Here is a 23,026-nt window from a genome sequence, read left to right as displayed (position 1 = left end):
CCTTCCTACTGTGCATGGGGTTGTTTTCGATGTTTTGAGTCCAGCGCTGTCACCGCGGCTCCGGCTGCGCCTCCGTCAGCTCCAACCCGGCCCGTTCCCACCCATCCGTGCCCTCCGGGTACCACGCAACGTTGACGTAGCCGTAGGTCTGGATTCGTTTGGCCGCGTTCCAGGACATCCAGCAATCAGCCTGGCAGTACACCACGACCATCGTCGACACGTTCCCCGCCGTCGCCCGCCCGAGGCCGCGCTGCAAATAGTCTTCCGTCACCGCCGCGAGCCTGCCGTAGCCGGTATCCGGAAGCCAGACGCTGCCGGGAATGTTGAGTCGCGGCTTGTCGCGCCACACCGTGCCCTGCGGCAGGTTTGCCGGTTTCGGCGCGCGCGGCATCACGTCGATGAACACGCCCGCCTTGCTTCGCCATATCGTTTCGGCCTCAGCGGTACCAAGCACGCGCGCGCCGGCAAGCGTTGCGGGCACCGGCGTACGGTAGTCTTCCATGCGGTAGCCGTCGGGCTCGGGCGGCCGTTCCTGCGCCGACGTCGAGACAATGAATGTGAGCGCCGCCAGGATCAGGCCTGCGGGCGCGCGCTTCATTGCACCTTCGTGGCCGTCTCGGCGCCGATCGGGCGATCGTTCTCGTCGAGCAGTGGCACGCCGAAGTCGATCAGGATCTTGTTGATGGCGGGCTGGTTCTCCTGGATCATGCGGTTGAGCAGCCGCTTCCAGTTCTGGTCGGCGCCGCGCACGCCCATGCCGATGCGGAACGCCAGCCGCGGGCCGGTCTTTTCCTTCACCAGCGGCGTGACATGAAGCGGCGGGTTCGCCTTCTTGGCATGGAAGCCCGCCATCGGCCCCCACAGAATGGCCGCATCGATCTTACCCGACACCAGGTCGGCGATCATCGCCTCCGCCGACGAGTCGAGGCGGGTATCGACCATCAACGGATATGGTTTGGCGTTCATCATCAGCCCGTTGACGGCCATGTTGGTGGCGGGCGGCGTGCCGGCGACGATGCCGATATGCTTGCCCTTGAGGCGCCCGTCTTCCAGCGCCGCGACGTCTTCGAGGCCGCTGCCCGGCTTGGCGACCAGCGCGTAGGCGGTGCGGTAATAGGGATTGGTGCCCTGCACGAGATCGTCGCCTTGCGGAAAGCCCATGATGACGTCGCAGCGATGGGCGCCGAGCGTCATCCGGACGAAACCAGTCGCCTGCGGAAAATACATGTAGTCGAGCTTCTTGTTCAGCTTGGCGGCGAACAGCTCGGCGAGCTTGTTCTCAAAACCCTCGCCCTTCTCGTTTGAGAACGGCAGATTGTGCGGGTCGGCGCAGACGCGCAGCACCTTGGGATCGACGAGTTCGATCGACAGATCGCCGGTTTCGTTGATCTGCGCGCGCGCAGCGTCGCCTCCAACGAACATGGCGAAGACCGCCAGTAGCGCGATTGCCAGCCGGCGCTTTGGCGCGGCGCCTGTCATCAAATGCTGCAGCACTGTCGGTCCACCATGGTTGCCGGCCTCGAAGAAATATCGGCAACCTCGACGAACGAAGTTCCGTTGAAGCCGAAGACGAACAAAATGCTAGGCTTGTCATTTGCAGCCTGCAACAGGAATAATCCCGATTACGGACACACCGTCCGTGTTGCGACGCAAACCGGGCCGCGATGAATCGAGGAACTTCCGATAGTGCTTCGTGGTTCGACCGCGGCCGAAAGATGGCGCATGTCGTATTGATCGCAGTTGCATTCGCAACGTTCGTTACGGTGACAGACGCGGGCGCGCAGCAGCGGGAATTGCCGGTCAACGCCGTTGCGGATGGTGTATTCGTGCACACCGGACAGACCGCGCAGATGACACGCGAGAACGACGGCGCAATCGCCAATGTCGGCTTCATCGTCGGCGACGACGCGGTCGCCGTGATCGATACCGGCGGCAGCCTGCGCGAAGCACGGCAATTGCTGGCCGCCATTCGCGCCCGTACCGGCAAGCCGATCCGCTACGTCATCAACACGCACGGCCATCCCGATCACGTCTTCGGCAATGCCGCCTTCGTGCAGGATGGAACGATATTTGTCGGCCATACCAACCTGCCGCGTGCGCTGGCCTCGCGCGGACAATTCTATCTCGATGCCTTTCGCCGGACCATGGGCAACGAACTGATCGACGAGATACGCATCGTGCCGCCGACGCTCCTCGTCGACGGCACGCTCCGTCTCGATCTGGGCCGACGGCCACTGACGTTGCGGGCGTGGCCCGCGGCGCATAGCGACAACGACCTCACGGTAATGGATGAAACGACCAACACGCTGTTTGCCGGCGATCTGGTGTTTTTGACCCACACCCCCGTACTGGACGGCAGCATCCGCGGCTGGCTGAGCGTGCTCGACGAACTTGCCGCCCTGCCCGCGCAACGCGTGGTTCCCGGTCACGGTCCCGTAAGCGAATGGCCGGCGGCGCTGGCCGAAGAGCGACGGTATTTGCAGACGCTGGTCTCGGACGTGCGCGGACTTGTCAAAAGCGGCAAGCCGATCGCGGCGGCAGGCTCCGCGGCAGGCTCCGAGCGATCCCGGTGGGAATTGTTCGACGACTTCAACACCCGCAACGCAACTGCAGCATTTTCGGAAATTGAATGGGAATAGCGCACACATTGTCGTATGATGGCTGCGTCGTTCCATCCTTACGAGGGTGACACATGCCCGGATATTCTCTCCGCCTGTTCGCCGTCGCCGGCCTTCTGCTATTGAGCGCACCGCTATCGCACGCGGCGGAGGCGAATGATCCCTGGCCCGGCCTGGTTCAGGACATCTTCAACAACCGCCCGATGCTCGACGGCAGCGACGTGGTCTCCATCGAAATGCCCGTCCGCGCAGAGGATGCCGCGATCGTGCCGGTGACGCTGCGAATGAAACTTCCCGCAGGTGACAGCAGGCAGGTGCAGAGCATCACGCTGGTGATCGACCAGAACCCAGCGCCGATGGCGGCCAAATTCCGGCTCGGGCCGGACGCCAAGGTGTCAGAGATTTCCACCCGCGTTCGCGTCAACAACTACACCGACGTTCATGCGGTGGCCGAACTCAGCGACGGCCAGTTGTACATGGTCAAAACCTATGTGAAGGCGTCCGGCGGCTGCTCGGCGCCCGCCGCCAAGGTCGCCGACGATGCCAAAAGCCGACTGGGTCAGATGCGCTACCGGCAGTTTGCAAAAACCGGCGAAGGCCCGATCAGTGGCGCGCGCGAGGCGCAGATCATGATTGGACATCCCAACAATTCCGGCCTGCAGATGGACCAGGTTACGCAATTGTACACCCCGGCCCTCTTCATCAATGAACTGCGGCTTTCACAGGACGACAGTCTCGTGTTGAGCATGGAAGGCGGCATCTCGATCTCGGAAGATCCCAATATCCGGTTCACCTATGTGTCGAACGGTGCAAAGCGTTTTCGTGCCGAGGCCAAGGATACCGACGGGCGTGTCTTCCAGCGCGAATGGCCGATTGATAATTCCGGGACGTGATCCACGCTTTTAGAAGCAGCGCACTTCCGCTTCGGCCTGCGCTCGTCTCAGTTCATTGAGCGCGTTCGTCGCCATCTCGGAGGTACGAAACGGACTGCCCATGTCACCGCGGACCTGCGCCATGCTGAGCACGGTTTCAGCCGTGACGTAGCGTGCATAGGGCACCAGCGACGCGACGACATCGACCGAGCAGGAGCACTGCTCGATCGCCTGCCGCGTCTCGCCATTGGCCTTCATGCAGCCGAACACATATTCGACGCGCGCCGATGTCGGATAGTCGTTGACGTCCTGGGCATGCGCCGCCGTCACCAGCACGGCCAATGCAGCAGCCGCTCGCCCCATCAATCCGACAAAGGCCATCATTGCTCTCCCGCTCACAGCTGTGAAAGGCTATGTCATGATTGCGCTTCTGAAAAGGCAGCTCTTTTGCGATGCGAAAGTCGCCCCCATCGACAAGCCGTCGCGCGACGCCGGATGGGCAGGTATCGCGCTGCATGTTACATTGGCGGTACGTGACGAAAGGACAGCCCGATGCGATGGACCCCTGCCTTGATCGCCCTCCTGTTAACAAGCACCGGTGAAGCGGCCGCGCAGGGAAAAGGCATTCGGCTGTGGAATCTGACCACCGCGACCGTCTCGGAGTTTCAGCTTTCCCCGGCCGGAAAGAACGACTGGGGCCCGAACCAGACCCTGAACGACAGGGACAAGGAAGTCGACCACGACGAACGCCTGCGCATCACGGGCGTCGAGCCGGGACGCTATGACGCCAAGGTCGGCTACCGCGGTGCGAAACACTGCTTCGTGCGCGGAATCGACATCAAGGCCGACGCGGTGTTTTCGATCGCGGACAAGGATTTGAAGGACTGCAACAAGTAATCGCTGCCGGCCGTAGATGTCAGGCCGCCGTCCACACCGGTTCGCTCGAGGCCTTCTGGTTGTGGCGCGGGTATTCGCAGCGCCACTTCACCGCAGTCCATTTCGGATGCTCGCCGACCCACTGCGCGATATAGGGCTGCGCAGCCATGGCGCATTGCTTGAGCGACACGTTCGACGAAAACACCAGATGGGTTTCCTCGCAGGTGGCCGGCGAGAGCACCGCGCAGACGGTCACGATCAGATCGATGGGGGTCATGCCAAAAATCCCTTGAATCGCCTCCGGATTGATAACGCAAAAAGCTACGCTAGTGGATGGGACGAGGTTTCACCACCCCGTGAAACGCTTGGAACCAGTCGCCCACGCTGTCCTTAAAAACTGACGCCAAACACCAACCGGGCCTGATGGCGCTCGAAGTTGACGGGGTCGAGGCTCGCCTTTGTCCCCGCCGGACGCCCCCACGCCTGAACGCTCCAGCTTGCGGTCAGGCGCGAACGGTTGGACAGTTGGAAATAGGCCGTGGGACCGACAAACAACGCCTGCCCGGCAAGCTCCTCCAGCGCAGCCCCTTCATACTTGCGCAGGTAGCGCGCCTCGCCACCCAGCAGGAAACCGGGGCGCAGCTGCGCCATCAGCCCGAGGGCCACCCCTGCGATGGACTCCCGTTCCATCACGCCACTGCCGACAAGGCGCGTCCATTCCGGCTCATAGATCAGGTTGAACGCCGCGATGACGCGGTCAGGCACGAGTTCGCGATCGAACGCCAGCCTGAACTCCGTTCCAAAGCCCCGCACGGCTTCGGCTGTCATTTCATCGACGCGCTTCGCATGCAGCTCGGTCGCGAAGGTAAGCCCGAATGGCCCGGTCTCCCGATCTAGGAAGCGGTAGCGCAGATCGAGCGATGCGCCCTGCCAGTAAAACCGGCGCTGATCGTCGAGGCCCGGTACGCTGCTGAACATATGCGACGCAAACGTGCTTCCAATCTCGACTCGAAAATTCTGGACGGGCGTGAATTCCAGTTCGAACTCCTGGCCGAGGGCCCGATAGCGACCGCCGTTCTTGCCGAAGCGTCCGGTCGTCTCGCTTTGAAACTCCCGTTCGCCGACATTGCCGACATCGGCACCGATCATGAAGCCGAACAGATGCTCGGTGTCGATGCCCTCGGCCCGGGCGCCAGCCGGCAACAGCGCGGCAAGTGATACCGCCGCCGCCCGGAACGCTTTTGCACGCGGCAGGATTCGCATTCAGCGGGCACGGGTTTAGGCGGGCAAATCCGCAGGAAGCTGGAGTCCACCCGAGCATAACGCTAAGCCGGGAGTTGCACAGCTTGCCCGGCCCGTAGCAACGTCACCGCTGCCGGAGCCGGGCAGACCGTTTCGACGCGTCTATTGACGCGCCGCGCAGGCGTACATGTTGATTTCCATGCCCACCGGCACTTCCACAATCTTCGGAGTTTTCCAACTCATCAGGGTTTCTCCCAAGCAGTGTCGGCACGACATTCGTGCCGACATCAAAACTAGGTTGACGCACGACACAGCGCAAGGACGGAGCAGGCAGAGTTGACGGCATAGCGCCGCATGTGGCGTTGCAAACTTCCCTCTTGGACAAGGCTAGTTCGCTCTTGGACAAGGCGGATAAGCCAGCACGCAGCGTCTGCAGGTTCCCATCGGCGAATTGTGCGCATGCGCCTTCAGGAAACGCCGCCGTCAAGCGAAGCATTTCGCTTTACCACATCGTCTGCCGTGCGCGCTCCGGCCATTCGCGGTCGTATGTTTCGCCGCCGACGGTGTTCTCGCTCATCTCGGCAAGGATCTGGCCCGGCGTCGGCAGGCTCCTGGGATCGACGCGCTTGTCGGGATTCCAGAGATCGGAGCGCACGATGGCGCGCGCACACTGGAAATAGACCTCCTCCACCGTCATGACGATGACGGTGCGCGGCGCCTTGCCCTCCATCTTGAACGATGCCAGCAGGTCCGGATCGGCCGAGACATGGGCGCGGCCATTGATGCGTAGCGTGCTGCCGGAGCCCGGGATGAGGAACAACAGCGCCACCCGGGGATCCCGCACGATATTGCGCAGCGAATCGCAGCGGTTGTTGCCGCGGCGGTCCGGCATCATCAGCGTCTTCTCGTCGTGGATACGAACGAAGCCCGGCAGGTCACCGCGCGGCGAACAGTCCAGCCCCTCCGGCCCGCAGGTCGCCAGCGCCGCGAACGGCGACTTGTCCATCAGCGCGCGATAGGCCGGCGTGACCCTGTCCGCCACCTTGACCGTCGAGGCTTCATTCGGAGAGCCGTAGATGGCCTCGAGCTGCTCGATGGTTGCGACAACAGTCATTTCCGGCTTCCTTTCATTCGTGCCATTTCTCGCCCTTGATGACGCGGACGAGCTGGCGGGCGTGGTATTCGGCACTGCTGATATTGACGATGGTCACGTCCGGCGCAGCCGAGTCGTCCTCGACCGTGCGGCGCAGGCGGTCTTCGACCACGCCATCGCTGCTTCGTGCGCGCATTGCAATCCGTTCAGCCAGAACGTTGGGCGGCGCCGTGATCAAAACCACCACCACGTCGGCATAGGCGCGGCGCATGGCGCCAATTACGGTGCGCGAGACGTTGGCCACGATGGTTCGCCCGGCGCGGATGTCGTCGTCGATCGCGTGCCTCAGCGCGTAGTGGTGGCCGTGCGCCTCCCAGTGCATGGCATAGTCGCCACGCGTCAACGCCTCCTGAAACGTGCCGATGCTGACTTCTTCGTTCTCCTCGGATGCCGACGCTTCACGTGTAATCACACGGCGTGGAAACACGATGTTGCAATCGTCGGCGCAGGCCGCCTTGGCCAGGGCGAGCAGCGTATCCTTGCCGGCGCCGCTCGGGCCGACCACGAGCACCAGCCGACCCGGCCCGATGGCAGCGACCTGATCCGCTGGTGCGGTTGGCAGCGCCTCTGTCATGCGACCCGCCGCCCTTCCCGCCACACGCTGCGCACCACCGGAATATCGCGCGCGACATGCACGCGAATGAGATCGGCGCGCTTGCCTGGCGCAATCTCGCCGCGGTCGGCAAGGCCCACGGCTTCGGCCGGCGTCTTGGTGACGGTGCGGACGGCGGCCGCCAGGTCGATCGCCGGAACCTGCCGCGGCAGTTGCAGCGCGGCCATCAGCAGGCTCGAAGGGATGTAGTCGGACGACAGGATGTCCAGCAATCCCTCGCGGGCGAGATCGATGGCGGCGACATTGCCGGAGTGCGAACCGCCACGCACCACGTTCGGCGCGCCCATCAGGATGCCGATGCCCGCCTGGTGCAGTCCCCGCGCGGCTTCCATCGTGGTCGGGAATTCAGCCACCGAAACCCGATCCTGGATCGCATCGGCGACATTTTCCTCGGTCGTATCATCGTGGCTGGCCAGCGGGATTTCATAGTGGTGCGCAAGCGCCACGATTTCCCGCATGTTGGCCGCAGCATAGGTCTTCTGATAGTGGAAACGCTTCTCGAACAGCGCATCGAGCTCGGCATCGGTTTTGCCACCGCCCTTGCCCCGGTAATAGTCGCGAAGCTTCACTTCATCGCGGAACTGGCGCTGGCCCGGGGTGTGATCCATCAGCGACATCAGTCTGATGTCCGGCCGATCGATCAGTTCTTTCGCTTCCTCGACCACGCTGGGCATCGGGATCTCGCAGCGCAGGTGCAGGAAGTGATCGGCGCGAAGCAGATTCGCATCGCGTGCCGACGTGATCGCCGCCGCCAGCACGCCGGCGCGGCCGTCGACCTCCTCGGCGCCGTCCTCGCGCCAGACCCGCAGCGAGTCCAGCACGGTGGTGATTCCCGAAGTAGCCAGTTGCCCGTCATAGGAAACCACCGCCGCGATCGGATCCCAAAACACCTTTGGGCGCGGCACATAGTGCATTTCGAGATGGTCGGTGTGCAGTTCGATCAGGCCGGGCATGACCAGGTCGCCGCCGGCATCCTCGCTGCCCGCCGGGGCATCGCCCTCGCCGTATTCGGCGATGCAGGCGTCGGCAAAGGCGACCCAGCCGCGCTCGATCACGCGATCGGCGAGCACGATACGGGCGTTACCGAGGATGGTCTGTTGCCTTGTCATTTCACATCTCTTCCTTCAAGCGGCGGCGGCAAATGACGTCACGTCGACAATGCGGTCTGCGATCAGATGACGTATTTCGTCGTCATGGACGATCGCCACCATCGCAACCCGTTCCCGTTTCTTTTGTCCGATCAACTCGACCACCACGGCGCGATTGGCCGCATCGAGGGAAGCGGTCGGCTCGTCCAGCAGCAGAATCGGCAGGTCGGAAATAAACCCACGCGCGATGTTGACCCGTTGCTGTTCGCCGCCGGAGAATGTCGATGGCGGCAGCGCCCACAGCCGCTCGGGAATATTCAGACGGCGCAGCAGCGCGCCCGCTCTGTCCCGCGCCTCGGCGCGGGCGGTTCCATTCGCGATCAGCGGTTCGGCCACCACATCGATGGTGGCAACCCGCGGCACGGCACGGAGGAACTGGCTGACATAGCCGATGGTCGAGCGGCGCACGCTGAGCACCTGCCGTGGCTCGGCGGTGGCCAGATCGATCACCGTATCCTGATGCCGGATCCCGATCCGGCCGCCATCGCAGCGGTAGTTGCCAAAGATCATTTTCAGGATCGAGGATTTTCCGGCGCCAGACGGCCCCGACAGCACGACGCACTCACCCGGCTCGACCTGGAACGAGACGCCGCGCACCACGGGTAGCTCGACGCCGCCCTGCAGGTGCATGACAAACGTCTTTTCGGCGTTGGTAATATCGATCATCGCGGTCATTGGCGCACTCATGCCGGCAGAATCGAGGAAACGAGCAGTTGGGTGTAAGGCTCGCGCGGATCGTCGAGCACCTGGTCGGTCAGACCGGTTTCGATGACCCGCCCGCCCTTCATGACCATGACGCGATGCGACAGCAGCCGCGCTACGGCGAGGTCATGGGTGACCACGACGGCGGCAAGACCGAGTTCGCTGACGAGATTACGCATCAAATCGAGCAGCCGCGCCTGTACCGACACGTCGAGGCCGCCGGTCGGCTCGTCCATGAAAACCAGGCGCGGTTCGGTAACGAGGTTGCGCGCGATCTGCAACCGCTGCCGCATGCCGCCTGAATAGGTCCGCGGCGCGTCGTCGATGCGCGCGGTGTCGATCTCGACCCGCTCCAGCCAGGACGAGGCGGTATTGCGGATGCGACCGTAATGATTCCAGCCCACCGCCATCAGCCGCTCCCCGACATTGGCGCCGGCCGAGACCGCCATCCGCAGTCCCTGCGCGGGGTCCTGATGCACAAAGCCCCAGTCGGTTCGGAACAGAAAGCGGCGTTCGGCTTCGCCCAGCGCGGCCAGATCGCGCAACACGCCATCGCGCATCCGGTAGAACACGCGGCCGCCGCTCGGAGCGAGTTGCGCCGACAACAGCTGCAAGAGCGTCGACTTGCCCGATCCGGACTCGCCGACGATCGCCAGCACCTCGCCGGGATAGAGCGAAAAGGATACATCGCGGCAGGCGGCGAGCCGGCCATAGTTCTTGCCGAGATGATCTGCCACCAGAAGCGGCTCGTCGTCCGGCACGGGATTTTGCGGCTCAACCATGCGCGGCCTCCTTGTGCGGCGCGGCACTCTCGCTGCCGCGATGACCGGCCAACTGCCGGGACTCGCAATAATCGGTGTCGGAGCAGACGAACATTCGCCCGCCCTTGTCGTCGGTGACGATTTCGTCGAGATAGGAATCCGTTGCGCCGCACAGCGCGCAGGGCGCGTCGAACCGGTAGCGCGTGAACGGATGATCCTCGAAATCGAGCGAGACCACCTCGGTATGCGGCGGGATCGCGTAGATGCGCTTCTCGCGTCCCGCGCCGAAAAGCTGCAGCGCCGGGCAATTGTCCATCTTCGGATTGTCGAATTTCGGCGTCGGCGACGGGTCCATCACATAGCGCGCGTTGACCTTCACCGGATAGGCATAGGCGGTGGCGATGTGGCCGAAGCGCGCGATGTCTTCGTACAGCTTGACGTGCATCAGGCCATACTCGCCAAGCGCATGCATGCGCCGCGTCTCGGTCTCGCGCGGCTCCAGGAAGCGCAGCGGCTCGGGGATCGGCACCTGATAGACCAGCACCTGCCCGGCATGCAGCGGCGCCTCGGGAATGCGGTGCCTTGTCTGGATCACGGTGGCATCCGCCGTCGCGGTCGTGGTTGCGACGCCGGCGGTCTTGCCGAAGAATTTCCGAATCGAGATCGCGTTGGTGGTATCGTCCGAGCCTTGGTCGATCACCTTCAGCACGTCATCGGGCCCGAGGATCGCCGCCGTCACCTGCACGCCACCGGTGCCCCAGCCATAAGGCATCGGCATCTCGCGGCTGGCAAACGGCACCTGATAGCCGGGGATCGCGATCGCCTTCAGGATGGCGCGGCGGATCATTCGTTTGGTCTGTTCGTCGAGATAGGCGAAATTGTAAGTCGGCGCGTTCATTCCGCGGCCTCCCGCATTGGCGACATCTCGTTTGCCTCGGCAAATTCCTTGCGCAGTTTGCGCAGCAGGCCGAGTTCGGACTGGAAGTCGACGTAATGCGGCAGCTTGAGATGCTCCACAAAACCGGTCGCCTGCACATTGTCCGAGTGCGACATCACGAATTCCTCGTCCTGCCCCGGCGCGATCACTTCCTCGCCGAGCTCTCGCGCGCGCAGGCTGCGGTCGACCAGCGCCATCGACATCGTCTTGCGCTCACTCTGACCGAAGGCGAGACCATAGCCGCGCGTGAAACACGGCGCTTCGGTCGCCGACCCCTTGAACTGGTTGACCATCTGGCACTCGGTCAGCGCGATCGACCCGAGCGGAACTGCAAAGCCGGCATCCTCGGCCATGAATTCGACCTCGACCTCTCCGAACCTGATCTCGCCGACAAAGGGATGGTTGCGGCCATAGCCACGCTGCGAGGAATAGCCCAGCGCCAGCAGGAACCCCTCGTCGGCGCGTGCGAGGTTCTGCAGGCGCAGGTCGCGGTCCGCCGGGAAGTCAAGCGGCTCGCGCGTCAGGTCACCGACGGGGGCGTCAGCATCCGCGGCCGGCGACGGTTCGATCAGGCCGTCGCGACCGAGAATATCGGTCACGCGCGGGGTTGCTGCCGTGGACGCTTCACCGGTCGCAGGAATCTCGGGCGCAAAACCTTCGGCGAGCTGCGGGTCGAGCAGCCGATGGGTATAGTCGAAGGTCGGGCCCAAAATCTGACCGCCCGGAATATCCTTGAAGGTCGCTGAAACCCGGCGGCGAACCTGCATCGCACCGGTGTCGACCGGCTCGGTGGCGCCAAAGCGCGGCAGCGTGGCGCGGAAGGCGCGCACCAGGAAGATCGCCTCGATCAGGTCGCCGCGCGCCTGCTTGATGGCGAGCGCCGCCAATTCGCGATCGTACAGCGAGCCTTCGGTCATGACACGATCGACGCCGAGCGAAAGCTGCTCGGAGATCTGGGCCAGCGAAAGTTCGGGCACATCACGATCGCCGCGCCGCTCGTGCGCCAGCAGGCGATGGGCGTTTTCGATGGCGCGCTCGCCCCCCTTGACGGCTACATACATGCTCAGCCTCTCCTCACGAGCCGCGCCGTGCGCGGGATGGCGACGATGCAATCGTCATGAACCAGCACGACGTCGATGCCGCGCGGAAACAGCGCAGCGTTGATGGCCAGCCGCTCGAACAGGTCACGCGGCTGGATCGAAGCACGCAATGTCGCCGTACCGTCGATGCCGGGGCCCCGCAACTCGACCACGGGACCGTCCGTCAGGCTTTCGACTTGCAGGATCAGCGTGGTCGAACGATCCGGATATTCATTGCTGCCGAACGCGAAGCGATCGAGCGCCGGAAGGTTTTTGGGATCTCCGACCAACGCAAAACTGGAGATCGACGGATCCGTGACGACAGGTGCACTGGTGTGGAATTTGAGCCATTTTCCAACGTCCGGCGTCGCGGCCATCCGCGAATCCAGCCAGATCGGCGTATCGTGATCGAACAGCGTCAGAGCGATGGCAGCCGCGCCCCGCATCATCGCCGGCGGCGTTCCTGCCATCGAAGCAATGCGCTGGATGCTGCCCGGTCGCGCCATCGCATCCATCACGGAGCGGAACGTCGATTGCGCCGACAACACCTTGTCGGAAAATCCAGCGGGCAATTCGGCAATTGTCGTCATGTCAGCCCTCACCCCGCACGAGTGTGTAGAAATCGACCCGCGTCGCCGCCGCCTCCGCTGACTTGCGGTTTCGTTGTTCGACCATTGCGGCACGCAGCGGCGCGATCACCTCGGCCTCCACCGCGGCTGCAAACTCACCGGACTGAACCATGGCGTCGCACAGCGCGATCAGTTTCGCCTTGTGACGGTCGCGGCCAAGCGTGTAGCCGAAGCCGACTTCGCCGGTCGAAAGCCGCACCGCGGCACGCGACACCGTGGCCTCGCCGAGATTGAACGGCGCGCCGTCACCGCCGACGCGGCCACGCACCATCACCAGACCATTTTCGGGCTCGCGCAGGTCCTGATGCGCCGGCAACGCCATCGCTTCGAGCCGGCCGGCGATGTCCGCGGCCTCGGCGTAGGCCAACACCGCCATCGTCGCCCTGCGCCGGGCCTGCCCGTGAGTTTCCTCGCCTGCCATCACATCGACCTTGCCTGAATCAAGTTGTCTATGATACTAGACAACTCGATACCGAAACGCCATGACGATTTCGTGACGCCGAGGTAATTTTTCTCCAATGGCCGAACCCGCCGCATGAGCATTCAGGACATCGCTTCCGGCGTCGCCTTGTGGCGACAGGTCGCCGACGGCATCGAGCGCGGCATCGCCGAGGGCCGCTTTGCTGCCGGGGAAAAGCTGCCGGGCGAGGTGGAGATCGCCGAGACCTATCGGGTCAACCGCCATACCGTTCGCCGCGCGCTCGCCGCGCTGGCCGAACGCGGCCTGGTGCGCGCCGAACGCGGCAGCGGCACCTATGTCGAGACCCGGCGCATCGCCTATCCGCTGCGCTCACGCACGCGGTTTTCCGAAATCGTCGGCGCCGGCGGCCATGAGCCGCGCGGCCAGTTCATCGATGCGACGCAGGAAGACGCCCCGCGCGAGCTGGCGCGGGAGCTCGGACTGAAGACGGGGACACCGCTGATCCGGATCGAATCGGTACGGCTCGCCGACCGCACGCCGATCTGTGTCAGCACCTCCTGGCTGTCGGCCGAACGTTTTCCCGATGCCGGAAAAGTCTTCGCCCATGTGCGGTCGATGACCAAGCTGGTGGCGCACTACGGCGTCAGGGATTTTCGCCGTGCGTCGACCCGGATCACCGCCGGCATCGTCGATGCGACCGACGCCGCAAGGCTGGATCTCGCCCTCGGACGGCCGATCCTGGTGGTCGATGCCACCGACGTCGACATCGACGGCAAACCGCTGGTGACCAAGCGCGCGCGCTTTGCCGCTGAACGCGTGGAGTTTCTGGTCGAGAATGATTAGGCCGGCAAGACCTTATGCGATCGCCCGCTTGCCGATGATCGCGAAGCGCAGCTTACCTGACATCCAGTCGATCGCAGATACCGTGATCAGGATCAGCAGGATCAGAAACGACACTTTTTGCCATTCCAGCACCCGGATCTGCTCGGCGAGCTGAAGCCCGATCCCACCGGCCCCGACGATGCCGATGATCGTCGCCGATCGCGTATTCGATTCGAAATAATAGAGCACCTGGCTCAGCAGGACCGGAAAGACCTGCGGCAGCAATCCGAACCGGACACTGTGGAGATGGTTGCCGCCCGACGATCGAACCCCCTCGGCGGGGTTCTTGTCGGCAACCTCGATCGCTTCCGAGAACAGCTTGCCGAACGTGCCGAAATCGCTGCAGATCACGGCGAGCATCCCTGCAAACGGCCCCAACCCGACGACACCGACCCAGATGAGGGCCCATATCAGGGTATCGACACCGCGAATGGTATCGAGGCTGCGGCGCGTCAAGACGTGGACGATCCGGTTTGCGACCACATTGCGCGCCGCCAGCAGGGATACCGGCAACGCGAGCAGCGCCCCGCCCAACGTGCCGAGAAACGCAATCGAAACCGTCTCGCCGAGCGCATGCAGATATTTGAGTACTTCCGCCCAGGACCCGGGATTAGGCGGCACCATCAGCCGAACGAATTCACCCAGCCTGTTCAATCCATCGGAAAGCCGGTGAAAGGGAATGTCGAGCTGGACGATCCCATACAGAAAAAGCGCTATGGCGCTGCCAATGCCGATCGCGATTCCTGCCCGATGCCACCAGTCCGGACGGAATACTTCCGGATAGCGTTGAGCGATGCCGGCCCGATTGTCGAAGTCGAAGGAATTCATCTGGCGGAGTCCTCCAGCCCGAGGAGGCGGTGCCGCACCCGCTCAGTGACGAAGTCGATCAACATGACGGTGACAACGATCAGCAGAAGGATGGCACTAACATCGCTGTAATAGAACTTGCGGACGGCCTCGATCAGATCCTGGCCGATTCCGCCGGCGCCGACAAAACCCATCACGGCCGCGCCGCGGACGTTGATCTCGAACCTGAGCAGGGCATAGCTGACGAAGTTCGAGATCACCTGGGGCAAAGCCCCAAACCGGACGATCTGAAGCCAGTTTCCACCGCTTGCCGCGACCCCTTCGATCGGCTTGCTGTCAATGTTCTCGACAACTTCGGCAAACTGCTTGCCCAGCGCTCCGGCGGTATGGATCGCGATGGCGAGAACGCCCGGCAGCGGCCCCAGACCAAACGCCAGTACAAAAATCAGGGCAAAGACGATCTCCGGCACGGTCCGGCAGAATTCGAGAACGCGCCGCGTGACGAACACGGTCGTACGGGATTTCACGAGGTTGGCCGACGCGAGGAAGCAGAGAGCGAAACCGCACAACGCTCCCGTCAGCGTTCCCATATACGCGATCAGTAACGTATCACCGAGAAGCCGGGTCCAGCGCGGTAGTCCCCAAAGCCAATCCGAAAGATCAACCCACGCGGTCGCGAACGAAAACTTAGGAGCTATGCTGACAAAATAGGCCGGAAATCTCCAGAAGTTCTCGACGAAACTGCCGAAGTTGACATCGCCCATCCACCCCGCAGCGATGGCCGCGGCGACCAGCAGCGCGCAACCCAGCCATATGCGCCTGCGCTTGGCCGCAACCGCAGCCGCATAGCGATCAGCCAGTTCGCGCAGCCTGGCTTCCGGGAATTCGGGGACCGCTGTTCGCATGGGATGTTCGGGAAGAAGGATAGGCGGATCTCGCGATCCGCCCGTTCCATCCGGACCCTTCGCTTTCCTCAGGATTTCTGCTTGCGAAGGCTGTCGACAAACTTGGTGAGGTCGATCACGGCCTCATACGCCTTGTGATCGACTTCGACGAAGGGCAACTGCTTGCCCTCGTAGATCTTGTCGAACGCGGCCTTGTCCTTCACCGCGATTTCAAGCACGGCTTTCTTGATCGCCGCCTTGAGGTCGGCGGGTAGACTGCCGAGATATGCCATCGGCGAATTCACGATCTGCTCGGACTTCATGATGATCTTGAAGTCGACAGCCTTCGCCATGCCCTTCCGGTCCATCCGGAGCAGGTTAGACTCTTTCTCGTCGTTCCACCAGTTGAACGCCGCGTCGCAGGTACCCTGCGCGAGTCCGATCACCGCGTTTTCGTGGCTTCCCGAATAAACCACTTTGGAAAAGAATTTTTCCGGGTCGATGCCCATCTTGTCCATCGCAAAGCGCGGGACGTTGTTGCCTGACGTCGAATTGGGATCGACAAGGCAGAGATTCTTGCCCTTCAGGTCCTGGATGTCCTTGTAGCTCGAATCGCTTTTGACATAGAGGACCGAGTAGTAGCCTTTGGTTCCATCGCCATTCACTTCGATCGCGAACGGCTCAACCTTCGCACCGATGATGTAGGCGCGTGCATACGACGCCGGACCATACATCGCGACGTGGATGTTGCCTGCCCGCTGGCCTTCGATGACCGCGGCATAATCGTTGGCGATCCGCAGCGTGACTTTGGTCCCGAGTTCGCGGGACAGATACTCCGTCAGAGGAGTCCAGCGGTTGGTCGTGCCCGAGGCATTCTCATCGGGAACCTTGGCAAACACCAGCTCCGGATATTTTGCCTTCCAATCCTGAGCCGTGGCGGCCGAGGTTGAGAATGCCAATGCCGCCGCAGCGGCGAAAATCATACGACGATCCATCATGACGTCTCCCGTTGTCGCGAAAATGAAGCTGGCGGTAATCCGGTCCCGCGAACTCTTGGTTTAAACATCGGCACTCAGGCGACGGCGACGGTGCCGAGAGCAGGAATTGCCACGCTTTCCGGCACATGCTCAGGCGCGGCGCCCATCACTTCATCTGCCTCGAGATCGTAGAGTTCGCGCGAGATGCGATCGGTCAGCGCCACCGGCGCGCCGTCGAATACAATCCGTCCCGAAGCCATGCCGATCAGGCGGTCGCAATAGCTGCGCGCCAGATCGAGCGAGTGCAGATTACAGACCACCGTGATGCCGAAATGCTTGTTGATCCGCAGCAGCGCATCCATCACGATCCGGGTGTTGCGGGGATCGAGCGAGGCGATCGGTTCGTCGGCGAGTATCATTGCAGGCTGCTGGACCAGCGCACGCGCAATTGCGACACGCTGTTGCTGGCCGCCCGACAGCTGGTCGGCGCGCTGGGCCGCAATCGAGGCCATGTCGAACTGTTCTAGCGCCGACATCGCAATCGCCTTGTCTTCTTCGGGCCAGAGCTGCGCCAGCGACCGCCATGTCGGCACCGTTGAAAGCCGCCCCATCAGCACATTGGTCAGGACGTCGAGCCGACCAACCAGGTTGAACTGCTGAAATATCATGGCCGAACGCGCACGCCACTGCCGCAGTTCCTTGCCGCGCAGCGCGGTAACGTCGACGCCCTCGAACAGGATGCGGCCTTCGGAGGGCTCGGCGAGGCGGTTGATCATCCGCAGCAGAGTCGACTTGCCGGCGCCGGATCGTCCGATCACGCCGACGAAGCTGCCGGGCTGAATCGAGAATGACGCGTTGTCTACCGCGGCCTTGGTGCCGAACCGGCACGTCAACCCTTCCACCACCAGCATGCACTGCTCCAGCGTTGTCGTCGTCATGCATCGCTAGCCGCTCGATCTAACAGTTGTGTGACAGACTGCTGCGGTGCGGCGTTCGTCCACAGCCGCCGCTCGCGTCATGCGCCCGTCATGATACTGTCACTGAGCGCATCGAAGACCAGCGTGACTTTCCCTTGATGGATGGACCTGCCATGGCCGGCAAAATGCTTTCCAACGAACCGACGATCGACCCGACCGCCTCGACGCGCGACTGCAAGTTTGGCGCCTATACCGAGGTCGGCGCCCGGACCATTTTGCTCGAAGTCACGATGGACGATTATTCCTACGTCGTGAACGACTCGCAGATCACCTACACTTCAATCGGAAAGTTCTGCTCGATCGCGGCAATGACGCGGATCAACCCGGGCAATCACCCGATGCACCGTGCGTCGCAGGCGCATTTCACCTACCGCGCCAGCAGCTATTTTCCGGGCGAGAGCGACGATACCGAATTCTTCGCCTGGCGGCGCGAGCACCACGTCCATATCGGCCATGACGTCTGGATCGGCCACGGCGCGGTGATCCTGCCCGGCCGTTCAATCGGTACCGGCGCGGTGGTCGCGGCCGGCGCCATCGTCACCAAGGACGTCTCCGCCTACACGATCGTCGGCGGCAACCCGGCGCGGCCGATCAAGCGGCGGTTTCCCGAATCCACCGCCGATCGACTGACGAACCTTGCTTGGTGGGACTGGGACCACGAGACGCTGCGCCGCGCCCTGCCCGATTTCCGAAAACTCGACGTCGAGGGCTTTCTCGACAAGTACGAATCGGCCGGGGTATCCGTACGTCAGTCCAACCGGAGCGCCGCGTCGTGACCGAACTGTTCATTGAAGGCGGCCGGGCCCTGCTCGGCCATGAGATCCACGAAACCAGCTTGCGGATTGCCGGCCGCGAGATCGTTGCTGCGGGTACGGATAACGGCCATGGCGCGCCCGGGATCGATGCCAGCGGCCTGCTGGTGCTGCCGGGCATCGTCGATCTGCATGGCGATGCCTTCGAGCGGCAGATGATGCCGCGGCCCGGCGTCGATTTCCCGATCGACGTCGCGCTCGTGGACAGCGACCGCCAGGCGATCAGCAACGGCATCACCACCGTCTATCACGGCACGACCTGGTCGTGGGAGCCCGGCCTGCGCAGCGCCGACAATGCGCGGAAATTGCTGGAAGCGATCGAGCAGTTGCGGCCGCAGCTCGCGGCCGACACCCGCTTCCATCTGCGCCACGAGACCTACAATCTCGATGCGGAAAGCGAGATCATCGATTGGCTGGCGCAAGGCCGCGTCGACCTGTTCGCCTTCAACGACCATATGGATTCCACCGTCGCCAGCCTTGCCAAACCGGTGAAGCGCAGCCGGATGGTCGAACGCACGGGTCTCACCCATGAGGCGTTCGACCACCTGGTGCAAAGCGTGATCACGCGCAGCCACGAGGTGCCGGCTTCGATTGCACGACTGGCACAGGCGGCGCGCGCAGCTGATGTGCGGATGCTGTCACATGACGATTCGAGCCCGGCGATGCGGCAGTCCTATCGCGCGCTGGGCGTGACGATCGCGGAGTTTCCGGTCAACGAGGAAACCGCCCGCGACGCTGCGGCAGCTTCCGACTTCATCGTGTTCGGCGCGCCCAACGTCGTGCGCGGCGGCAGCCATACCGGCTGGACCAGCGCCGCCGACATGATCGCCAAGGGCCTGTGTTCGGTGCTGGCATCGGACTACTACTATCCGGCGCCGCTATTGGCGGCGTTCCGGCTGGCCGCCGACGGCGTGCGGCCGCTGGCGGAAGCGTGGCAACTGATCTCGTCGGCCCCGGCGCGCGCCGCCGGCCTCACCGATCGCGGCACGCTCGCGGCAGGCCAGCGCGCCGACATCATTCTGGTCGACGACACGCTGCCGCTGCGGCCACGGGTCGTTGCGGTGGTTGCCGCGGGCCGTCTTGTATACCTGACGGAGGCCAACCGCCTGATCCGTTCCGCGGTCGCGCCGCGCAAGGCCATTGCAGCCGCGTGAAGCGGCCTTATTCTGGCACGATGGCAAATTATCCCCGCTACGCAATCTACTTCACCGCCGCGCCAGGCAGCGCACTCGACCGCTTCGGCAGTGCGCTGCTCGGCTACGACGCCTATGGCGGCGACGACCTGCCGTTTCCGGACGGGCTGCCCGAGGACTGGCGCAACCTGACGCAGGATCCGCGCAAATACGGCTTTCATGCCACGCTGAAGGCGCCGATCGCGCTGGCCGACGGCAAGGCCGAGAGCCGGCTCGCCGCGGCATGCGAACTGTTCGCCGATCTGGCGCGGCCGGTACCGGTGATCCAGCCCGTGGTCGATGCGATCAGCGGCTTCGTCGCGGTGGTTCCGGCCGAACCGTCGGCGGAACTCGAACTGCTCGCCGCCGAAGCGACCAAGGCGTTCGATCCGTTCCGTGCCCCCCTGAGTTCGGAAGATCGCGCGCGACGAAATCCGGACAGGCTGACGCCGCGGCAGCGCGACTATCTCGACCGCTGGGGCTACCCTTACGTGTTCGAGGAATTTCGTTTTCACATGACGTTGACGACAAGGCTTCCCGCCGAACGGCGCGAACCCGTCGTGGCCATGCTGCGCGAGAGGTTCGCGGCAACGGGCGTGGGGCCGCTTCCGATCGACGCGATTTCGCTATGCAGGCAGGAAACTGCGACTACGCGCTTTAGGGTGATTGGCCGCTGGCAACTGCACGACTGACGGGCGCACCCGCCCTAGCGCCGCTGGTTGTAGACGTCGAGGCAGACGGCGCCGAGCAGCACCAGCCCCTTGATCACCTGCTGGTAGTCGATGCCGATGCCGAGGATCGACATGCCGTTGTTCATGACGCCCATGATCATGGCGCCAATCACCGCGCCGCCGACCCGCCCGACGCCGCCATAGGCTGACGCGCCGCCGATGAAACAGGCCGCGATGACGTCGAGTTCGAAGCCGGCGCCGGCCTTCGGCGTCGCGGTGTTGAGCCGCGCGGCGAACACAAGTCCGGCCAGTGCCGCCAGCACGCCCATGTTGACGAAAGTGAAAAACGTCAGGCGTTCGGTCTTGATGCCCGACAGGCTCGCGGCGCGGGCATTGCCGCCGATGGCGTAGATGTGGCGGCCGATCACCGTGCGGGTGGTGACGAAGGCATAGAGCGCAATCAGCGCCGTCATGATGACGAGCACGTTCGGCAGGCCGCGATGCGAGGCGATCAGGCCGGCAAAGAACACGATGACGGCGAACAGCACCGCACTCTTGGCAACGAAGAAGGCAAACGGCTCGACCTCGATACCGTGCGAGGCCTGCTGCGCCCGGCCCCTCGCGCCGGCATAGACCATCGCCACCGCCAGCACCGCGCCGATCAGCAGCGAGGTTGGATAGAGCGTGCCGGCGCCGGGAAACAGTTCGGGGATGAAGCCCGAGGACAGCTTTTGGAACGTCGGCGGGAACGGCCCGACCGACTGCCCGGCCAGGATGGCCAGCGCCAGCCCCTTGAACACCAGCATGCCGGCCAGCGTCACGATGAAGGACGGGATCTTGAAATAGGCCACCCAGTAGCCCTGCGCCGCACCGATCAGCGCTCCGACCAGGAGGCAGGCGACGAAGGCCAGCGGATAGGCCACGTGATAGCGCACCATCAGCACTGCGGCGACCGCGCCGACGAAGCCCGCGACCGAGCCCACCGACAGGTCGATATGGCCGGTGACGATGACCAGCAGCATGCCGAGCGCCATGATCACGATGTAGCTGTTCTGCAGCACCAGGTTGGTCAGGTTCAACGGCTGCAGCAGCGTGCCGTCGGTCATGACCTGGAAGAACAGCATGATCGCGAACAGCGACAGCAGCATGCCGTAGTTGCGCAGATTGCTCTTAATGAAGCCGGCCTGCCCAGGCAGCGCAACCGCCTTGTCGGTCATGGTCGCAACTCCCCCTGAAGTACCTTGTTGTCCATTGTCCTGTTACGCATGATGGCGCGCATGATCCTTTCCTGGGTGGCCTCGGCAGCGGAAAACTCGCCGACAAAGGCGCCGTCATTCATCACGCAGATTCGGTCGCAGACGCCGAGCAGTTCGGGCATCTCCGAGGAGATCATCACCACGCCCTTGCCCGCCTCGGCAAGCTCGTTGATGATACAATAGATTTCATATTTTGCTCCGACGTCGATGCCGCGCGTGGGCTCGTCCAGGATCAAGACTTTCGGATCGGTCATCAGCCATTTCGACAGCACCACCTTCTGCTGGTTGCCGCCGGAAAGCTGGCCGGTCTCCTGATAGACGTCGGAACAGCGGATCCGCATCCGGCTACGGTAATCGTTCGCGACGCGCAGTTCCGACATGTCATCGATGACGCCGTGCCGCGCCACGCGCTCAAGGCTGGCCAGTGTGATGTTCTTGCGGACGTCGCTGTCCAGGATCAGGCCGAGCTGTTTTCGGTCCTCCGTGACGTAGGCGAGCCCGGCATCGATCGCCGCCGCCACGCTCGAAAGGTCGACCTCCCGGCCATCGAGCCAGATTTTTCCACTGATCTTCTCGCCCCAGGCGCGGCCGAACAGGCTCATGGCGAATTCGGTGCGGCCGGCGCCCATCAGTCCGGCGATGCCGACGACCTCGCCGCGCCGGACCTCGAAATTCACGCCTTTGATCACCCGCCGTTCCCGGTGCTGCGGGTGATACACGGTCCAATCCCGCACCTTGAAAACCGGCTCGCCGATGGCAGCGGTGCGTTGCGGAAAGCGATGGGCAAGATCGCGATCGACCATGCTGCGGATGATCCGATCCTCCTCCACCGGCTCGGCCCGGCAGTCGATGCTGTCGACGGTGCGCCCGTCGCGCAGCACCGTGATCCGGTCGGCGACGCGGGCCACCTCGGACAATTTGTGCGAGATCAGGATCGAGGCGATGCCCTGAGCCCGGAACGCCAGCAGGCGATCCAGCAAGGCAGCGCTGTCGTTCTCGTTCAGGCTGGCAGTCGGCTCGTCGAGGATCAACAGCCGCACCCGCTTCGACAACGCCTTGGCGATTTCCACCAGTTGCTGCTTGCCGACGCCGAGGTCCGTCACCAGCGTATCCGGCGTCTCGGTGAGGCCGACCTGGGTGAGCAATTCGTGGGTCCGGCGATAGACGGTGTCGCGATCGATCACGCCAAAACGCTGCGGCGGATGCGACAGAAAGATATTCTCCGCAATCGACATCAGCGGAATCAGCGCCAGCTCCTGATGGATGATGATGATGCCGAGCGCTTCGGAATCGTTGACGTCGCGAAAGCGCCGTTCCTCACCGTCAAAGATGATGCTGCCTTCATAATCACCGTGGGGATAGACGCCGCTGAGCACCTTCATCAGGGTCGACTTGCCGGCGCCGTTCTCGCCGACCAGCGCATGGATCTGCCCCGCCTCCACCGTGAAGTTGACGTCGCGCAGGGCCTGGACGCCGGAAAAGCTCTTGCTCACGCCGCGCATTTCGAGAATTGCGGTCATCGCGCCATCCCGTCCAT

Annotated in this window: 28 protein-coding genes; 7 read left to right on the top strand and 21 right to left on the bottom strand. The window is 63.5% G+C overall.

What is annotated here, in order from left to right:
- Window positions 1-49: 49 nt before the first annotated feature.
- Both QUH67_RS13055 and QUH67_RS13050 read right to left on the bottom strand, forming a co-directional pair.
- Entirely contained in the window at window positions 50-598 is a 549-nt protein-coding gene (locus tag QUH67_RS13055) for a PQQ-dependent catabolism-associated CXXCW motif protein (RefSeq protein WP_300947096.1), read from the bottom strand.
- On the bottom strand, window positions 595-1,479 hold the full coding sequence (locus QUH67_RS13050; RefSeq protein WP_407080427.1) for a substrate-binding domain-containing protein: 885 nt from the start codon (window positions 1,477-1,479) through the stop codon (window positions 595-597). Before QUH67_RS13050 ends, QUH67_RS13055 begins: the two co-directional genes overlap by 4 nt.
- 236 nt (window positions 1,480-1,715) lie before the next feature.
- On the opposite strand from QUH67_RS13050, the gene QUH67_RS13045 reads away from it, so the two are divergent.
- Together QUH67_RS13045 and QUH67_RS13040 are read left to right on the top strand one after the other, a co-directional pair.
- A complete protein-coding gene (locus QUH67_RS13045; RefSeq protein ID WP_300947094.1) occupies window positions 1,716-2,639 on the top strand; it encodes a quinoprotein relay system zinc metallohydrolase 2 in 924 nt (307 codons plus the stop codon).
- Between the two features lie 53 nt (window positions 2,640-2,692).
- Window positions 2,693-3,511, top strand: coding sequence for a quinoprotein dehydrogenase-associated SoxYZ-like carrier (locus tag QUH67_RS13040; protein WP_300947093.1), 819 nt, complete (start codon window positions 2,693-2,695; stop codon window positions 3,509-3,511).
- A gap of 9 nt (window positions 3,512-3,520) precedes the next feature.
- On the opposite strand, the gene QUH67_RS13035 is transcribed toward QUH67_RS13040, so the two are convergent.
- Window positions 3,521-3,853 (bottom strand): hypothetical protein, encoded by a 333-nt coding sequence (locus tag QUH67_RS13035; RefSeq protein ID WP_300948029.1) that lies wholly within the window; start codon window positions 3,851-3,853, stop codon window positions 3,521-3,523.
- Window positions 3,854-4,042: 189 nt separating this feature from the next.
- Between QUH67_RS13035 and QUH67_RS13030 the strand changes: the two genes are divergently transcribed.
- The gene (locus QUH67_RS13030) at window positions 4,043-4,387 is read left to right on the top strand and encodes a hypothetical protein (protein WP_300947092.1); all 345 of its coding nucleotides are present in this window, start codon (window positions 4,043-4,045) and stop codon (window positions 4,385-4,387) included.
- Window positions 4,388-4,406: 19 nt separating this feature from the next.
- On the opposite strand, the gene QUH67_RS13025 is transcribed toward QUH67_RS13030, so the two are convergent.
- The 12 genes from QUH67_RS13025 to phnG all read right to left on the bottom strand — a co-directional run bounded on the left by QUH67_RS13025 (window position 4,407) and on the right by phnG (window position 13,006).
- Window positions 4,407-4,643: a hypothetical protein gene (locus QUH67_RS13025; protein ID WP_300947091.1), complete on the bottom strand. Its 237-nt coding sequence runs from the start codon at window positions 4,641-4,643 to the stop codon at window positions 4,407-4,409.
- Window positions 4,644-4,756: 113 nt separating this feature from the next.
- Window positions 4,757-5,629: a hypothetical protein gene (locus tag QUH67_RS13020; RefSeq protein WP_300947090.1), complete on the bottom strand. Its 873-nt coding sequence runs from the start codon at window positions 5,627-5,629 to the stop codon at window positions 4,757-4,759.
- 141 nt (window positions 5,630-5,770) lie between these two features.
- A complete protein-coding gene (gene pqqA / locus QUH67_RS13015; protein WP_108512900.1) occupies window positions 5,771-5,851 on the bottom strand; it encodes a pyrroloquinoline quinone precursor peptide PqqA in 81 nt (26 codons plus the stop codon).
- A 259-nt stretch (window positions 5,852-6,110) separates the two neighbouring features.
- Entirely contained in the window at window positions 6,111-6,722 is a 612-nt protein-coding gene (locus tag QUH67_RS13010) for a pyridoxamine 5'-phosphate oxidase family protein (protein WP_300947089.1), read from the bottom strand.
- A 13-nt stretch (window positions 6,723-6,735) separates the two neighbouring features.
- Window positions 6,736-7,335 carry a phosphonate metabolism protein/1,5-bisphosphokinase (PRPP-forming) PhnN gene (phnN, locus tag QUH67_RS13005; protein ID WP_300947088.1) on the bottom strand — a complete coding sequence of 200 codons (600 nt, stop codon included), beginning with the start codon at window positions 7,333-7,335 and terminating at the stop codon, window positions 6,736-6,738.
- Window positions 7,332-8,483, bottom strand: a complete 1,152-nt coding sequence (locus QUH67_RS13000; protein WP_300947087.1) for an alpha-D-ribose 1-methylphosphonate 5-triphosphate diphosphatase — start codon at window positions 8,481-8,483, stop codon at window positions 7,332-7,334. The genes phnN and QUH67_RS13000 overlap by 4 nt, the downstream gene beginning before the upstream one ends.
- Window positions 8,484-8,498: 15 nt before the next feature.
- A complete protein-coding gene (gene phnL, locus QUH67_RS12995) occupies window positions 8,499-9,197 on the bottom strand; it encodes a phosphonate C-P lyase system protein PhnL (protein ID WP_300947086.1) in 699 nt (232 codons plus the stop codon).
- Between the two features lie 8 nt (window positions 9,198-9,205).
- Window positions 9,206-10,006, bottom strand: a complete 801-nt coding sequence (phnK, locus tag QUH67_RS12990) for a phosphonate C-P lyase system protein PhnK (protein ID WP_300947085.1) — start codon at window positions 10,004-10,006, stop codon at window positions 9,206-9,208.
- Window positions 9,999-10,883: an alpha-D-ribose 1-methylphosphonate 5-phosphate C-P-lyase PhnJ gene (locus QUH67_RS12985; protein ID WP_300947084.1), complete on the bottom strand. Its 885-nt coding sequence runs from the start codon at window positions 10,881-10,883 to the stop codon at window positions 9,999-10,001. Before QUH67_RS12985 ends, phnK begins: the two co-directional genes overlap by 8 nt.
- Window positions 10,880-11,983: a carbon-phosphorus lyase complex subunit PhnI gene (locus tag QUH67_RS12980; RefSeq protein ID WP_300947083.1), complete on the bottom strand. Its 1,104-nt coding sequence runs from the start codon at window positions 11,981-11,983 to the stop codon at window positions 10,880-10,882. Before QUH67_RS12980 ends, QUH67_RS12985 begins: the two co-directional genes overlap by 4 nt.
- 2 nt (window positions 11,984-11,985) lie before the next feature.
- Window positions 11,986-12,591 carry a phosphonate C-P lyase system protein PhnH gene (gene phnH, locus QUH67_RS12975; protein ID WP_300947082.1) on the bottom strand — a complete coding sequence of 202 codons (606 nt, stop codon included), beginning with the start codon at window positions 12,589-12,591 and terminating at the stop codon, window positions 11,986-11,988.
- 1 nt (window position 12,592) lies between these two features.
- A complete protein-coding gene (gene phnG / locus QUH67_RS12970; RefSeq protein WP_300947081.1) occupies window positions 12,593-13,006 on the bottom strand; it encodes a phosphonate C-P lyase system protein PhnG in 414 nt (137 codons plus the stop codon).
- 159 nt (window positions 13,007-13,165) lie between these two features.
- Between phnG and phnF the strand changes: the two genes are divergently transcribed.
- Window positions 13,166-13,894: a phosphonate metabolism transcriptional regulator PhnF gene (gene phnF / locus QUH67_RS12965; RefSeq protein WP_300947080.1), complete on the top strand. Its 729-nt coding sequence runs from the start codon at window positions 13,166-13,168 to the stop codon at window positions 13,892-13,894.
- A 12-nt stretch (window positions 13,895-13,906) separates the two neighbouring features.
- On the opposite strand, the gene phnE (QUH67_RS12960) is transcribed toward phnF, so the two are convergent.
- The 4 genes from phnE (QUH67_RS12960) to phnC all read right to left on the bottom strand — a co-directional run bounded on the left by phnE (QUH67_RS12960) (window position 13,907) and on the right by phnC (window position 17,512).
- A complete protein-coding gene (phnE, locus tag QUH67_RS12960) occupies window positions 13,907-14,761 on the bottom strand; it encodes a phosphonate ABC transporter, permease protein PhnE (RefSeq protein WP_300947079.1) in 855 nt (284 codons plus the stop codon).
- On the bottom strand, window positions 14,758-15,645 hold the full coding sequence (gene phnE / locus QUH67_RS12955; RefSeq protein WP_300947078.1) for a phosphonate ABC transporter, permease protein PhnE: 888 nt from the start codon (window positions 15,643-15,645) through the stop codon (window positions 14,758-14,760). The genes phnE (QUH67_RS12960) and phnE (QUH67_RS12955) overlap by 4 nt, the downstream gene beginning before the upstream one ends.
- Before the next feature lie 68 nt (window positions 15,646-15,713).
- Window positions 15,714-16,622: a phosphonate ABC transporter substrate-binding protein gene (gene phnD / locus QUH67_RS12950; RefSeq protein WP_300947077.1), complete on the bottom strand. Its 909-nt coding sequence runs from the start codon at window positions 16,620-16,622 to the stop codon at window positions 15,714-15,716.
- 74 nt (window positions 16,623-16,696) lie between these two features.
- Entirely contained in the window at window positions 16,697-17,512 is an 816-nt protein-coding gene (phnC, locus tag QUH67_RS12945) for a phosphonate ABC transporter ATP-binding protein (RefSeq protein ID WP_300948028.1), read from the bottom strand.
- Window positions 17,513-17,691: 179 nt separating this feature from the next.
- Here phnC and QUH67_RS12940 point away from each other — a divergent pair, with 179 nt between their 5' ends.
- From QUH67_RS12940 to QUH67_RS12930, 3 genes are read left to right on the top strand one after another with little or no spacing between them, the layout of a single operon-like run.
- Entirely contained in the window at window positions 17,692-18,354 is a 663-nt protein-coding gene (locus tag QUH67_RS12940; protein WP_300947076.1) for a transferase hexapeptide repeat family protein, read from the top strand.
- Complete coding sequence (locus tag QUH67_RS12935) at window positions 18,351-19,544, top strand: alpha-D-ribose 1-methylphosphonate 5-triphosphate diphosphatase (protein WP_300947075.1); 1,194 nt, start codon at window positions 18,351-18,353, stop codon at window positions 19,542-19,544. The genes QUH67_RS12940 and QUH67_RS12935 overlap by 4 nt, the downstream gene beginning before the upstream one ends.
- Before the next feature lie 20 nt (window positions 19,545-19,564).
- Complete coding sequence (locus QUH67_RS12930; RefSeq protein ID WP_300947074.1) at window positions 19,565-20,254, top strand: DUF1045 domain-containing protein; 690 nt, start codon at window positions 19,565-19,567, stop codon at window positions 20,252-20,254.
- Window positions 20,255-20,268: 14 nt separating this feature from the next.
- Here QUH67_RS12930 and mmsB read toward each other — a convergent pair whose 3' ends face one another.
- Window positions 20,269-21,450: a multiple monosaccharide ABC transporter permease gene (gene mmsB / locus QUH67_RS12925; RefSeq protein WP_300947073.1), complete on the bottom strand. Its 1,182-nt coding sequence runs from the start codon at window positions 21,448-21,450 to the stop codon at window positions 20,269-20,271.
- Window positions 21,447-23,009, bottom strand: coding sequence for a multiple monosaccharide ABC transporter ATP-binding protein (gene mmsA / locus QUH67_RS12920; protein WP_300947072.1), 1,563 nt, complete (start codon window positions 23,007-23,009; stop codon window positions 21,447-21,449). The genes mmsB and mmsA overlap by 4 nt, the downstream gene beginning before the upstream one ends.
- Window positions 23,010-23,026: the final 17 nt, after the last annotated feature.

This window comes from Bradyrhizobium roseum (assembly GCF_030413175.1).
Classification (GTDB): domain Bacteria; phylum Pseudomonadota; class Alphaproteobacteria; order Rhizobiales; family Xanthobacteraceae; genus Bradyrhizobium; species Bradyrhizobium roseum.
This window is presented reverse-complemented; position numbering and strand designations above follow the sequence as displayed.

Excerpts from the sequence above, each read along its gene's own strand:
- phnC (WP_300948028.1), bottom strand. The coding sequence starts at position 17,512 with ATGCTGGTGGTGGAAGGGTTGACGTGCCGGTTCGGCACCAAGGCCGCG.
- QUH67_RS13000 (WP_300947087.1), bottom strand. The coding sequence starts at position 8,483 with ATGACAAGGCAACAGACCATCCTCGGTAACGCCCGTATCGTGCTCGCC.
- phnE (WP_300947078.1), bottom strand. The coding sequence starts at position 15,645 with ATGCGAACAGCGGTCCCCGAATTCCCGGAAGCCAGGCTGCGCGAACTG.
- phnH (WP_300947082.1), bottom strand. The coding sequence starts at position 12,591 with ATGACGACAATTGCCGAATTGCCCGCTGGATTTTCCGACAAGGTGTTG.
- phnD (WP_300947077.1), bottom strand. The coding sequence starts at position 16,622 with ATGATGGATCGTCGTATGATTTTCGCCGCTGCGGCGGCATTGGCATTC.
- QUH67_RS13040 (WP_300947093.1), top strand. The coding sequence starts at position 2,693 with ATGCCCGGATATTCTCTCCGCCTGTTCGCCGTCGCCGGCCTTCTGCTA.
- QUH67_RS13035 (WP_300948029.1), bottom strand. The coding sequence starts at position 3,853 with ATGGGGCGAGCGGCTGCTGCATTGGCCGTGCTGGTGACGGCGGCGCAT.
- mmsB (WP_300947073.1), bottom strand. The coding sequence starts at position 21,450 with ATGACCGACAAGGCGGTTGCGCTGCCTGGGCAGGCCGGCTTCATTAAG.
- phnN (WP_300947088.1), bottom strand. The coding sequence starts at position 7,335 with ATGACAGAGGCGCTGCCAACCGCACCAGCGGATCAGGTCGCTGCCATC.
- QUH67_RS12940 (WP_300947076.1), top strand. The coding sequence starts at position 17,692 with ATGGCCGGCAAAATGCTTTCCAACGAACCGACGATCGACCCGACCGCC.
- phnE (WP_300947079.1), bottom strand. The coding sequence starts at position 14,761 with ATGAATTCCTTCGACTTCGACAATCGGGCCGGCATCGCTCAACGCTAT.
- QUH67_RS13010 (WP_300947089.1), bottom strand. The coding sequence starts at position 6,722 with ATGACTGTTGTCGCAACCATCGAGCAGCTCGAGGCCATCTACGGCTCT.
- QUH67_RS13020 (WP_300947090.1), bottom strand. The coding sequence starts at position 5,629 with ATGCGAATCCTGCCGCGTGCAAAAGCGTTCCGGGCGGCGGCGGTATCA.
- mmsA (WP_300947072.1), bottom strand. The coding sequence starts at position 23,009 with ATGACCGCAATTCTCGAAATGCGCGGCGTGAGCAAGAGCTTTTCCGGC.
- pqqA (WP_108512900.1), bottom strand. The coding sequence starts at position 5,851 with ATGAGTTGGAAAACTCCGAAGATTGTGGAAGTGCCGGTGGGCATGGAA.
- QUH67_RS12985 (WP_300947084.1), bottom strand. The coding sequence starts at position 10,883 with ATGAACGCGCCGACTTACAATTTCGCCTATCTCGACGAACAGACCAAA.
- QUH67_RS13025 (WP_300947091.1), bottom strand. The coding sequence starts at position 4,643 with ATGACCCCCATCGATCTGATCGTGACCGTCTGCGCGGTGCTCTCGCCG.
- phnL (WP_300947086.1), bottom strand. The coding sequence starts at position 9,197 with ATGACCGCGATGATCGATATTACCAACGCCGAAAAGACGTTTGTCATG.
- phnG (WP_300947081.1), bottom strand. The coding sequence starts at position 13,006 with ATGGCGGTGTTGGCCTACGCCGAGGCCGCGGACATCGCCGGCCGGCTC.
- QUH67_RS13045 (WP_300947094.1), top strand. The coding sequence starts at position 1,716 with ATGGCGCATGTCGTATTGATCGCAGTTGCATTCGCAACGTTCGTTACG.
- QUH67_RS13030 (WP_300947092.1), top strand. The coding sequence starts at position 4,043 with ATGCGATGGACCCCTGCCTTGATCGCCCTCCTGTTAACAAGCACCGGT.
- phnK (WP_300947085.1), bottom strand. The coding sequence starts at position 10,006 with ATGGTTGAGCCGCAAAATCCCGTGCCGGACGACGAGCCGCTTCTGGTG.
- QUH67_RS12980 (WP_300947083.1), bottom strand. The coding sequence starts at position 11,983 with ATGTATGTAGCCGTCAAGGGGGGCGAGCGCGCCATCGAAAACGCCCAT.
- QUH67_RS13050 (WP_407080427.1), bottom strand. The coding sequence starts at position 1,479 with ATGACAGGCGCCGCGCCAAAGCGCCGGCTGGCAATCGCGCTACTGGCG.
- QUH67_RS13055 (WP_300947096.1), bottom strand. The coding sequence starts at position 598 with ATGAAGCGCGCGCCCGCAGGCCTGATCCTGGCGGCGCTCACATTCATT.
- phnF (WP_300947080.1), top strand. The coding sequence starts at position 13,166 with ATGAGCATTCAGGACATCGCTTCCGGCGTCGCCTTGTGGCGACAGGTC.
- QUH67_RS12930 (WP_300947074.1), top strand. The coding sequence starts at position 19,565 with ATGGCAAATTATCCCCGCTACGCAATCTACTTCACCGCCGCGCCAGGC.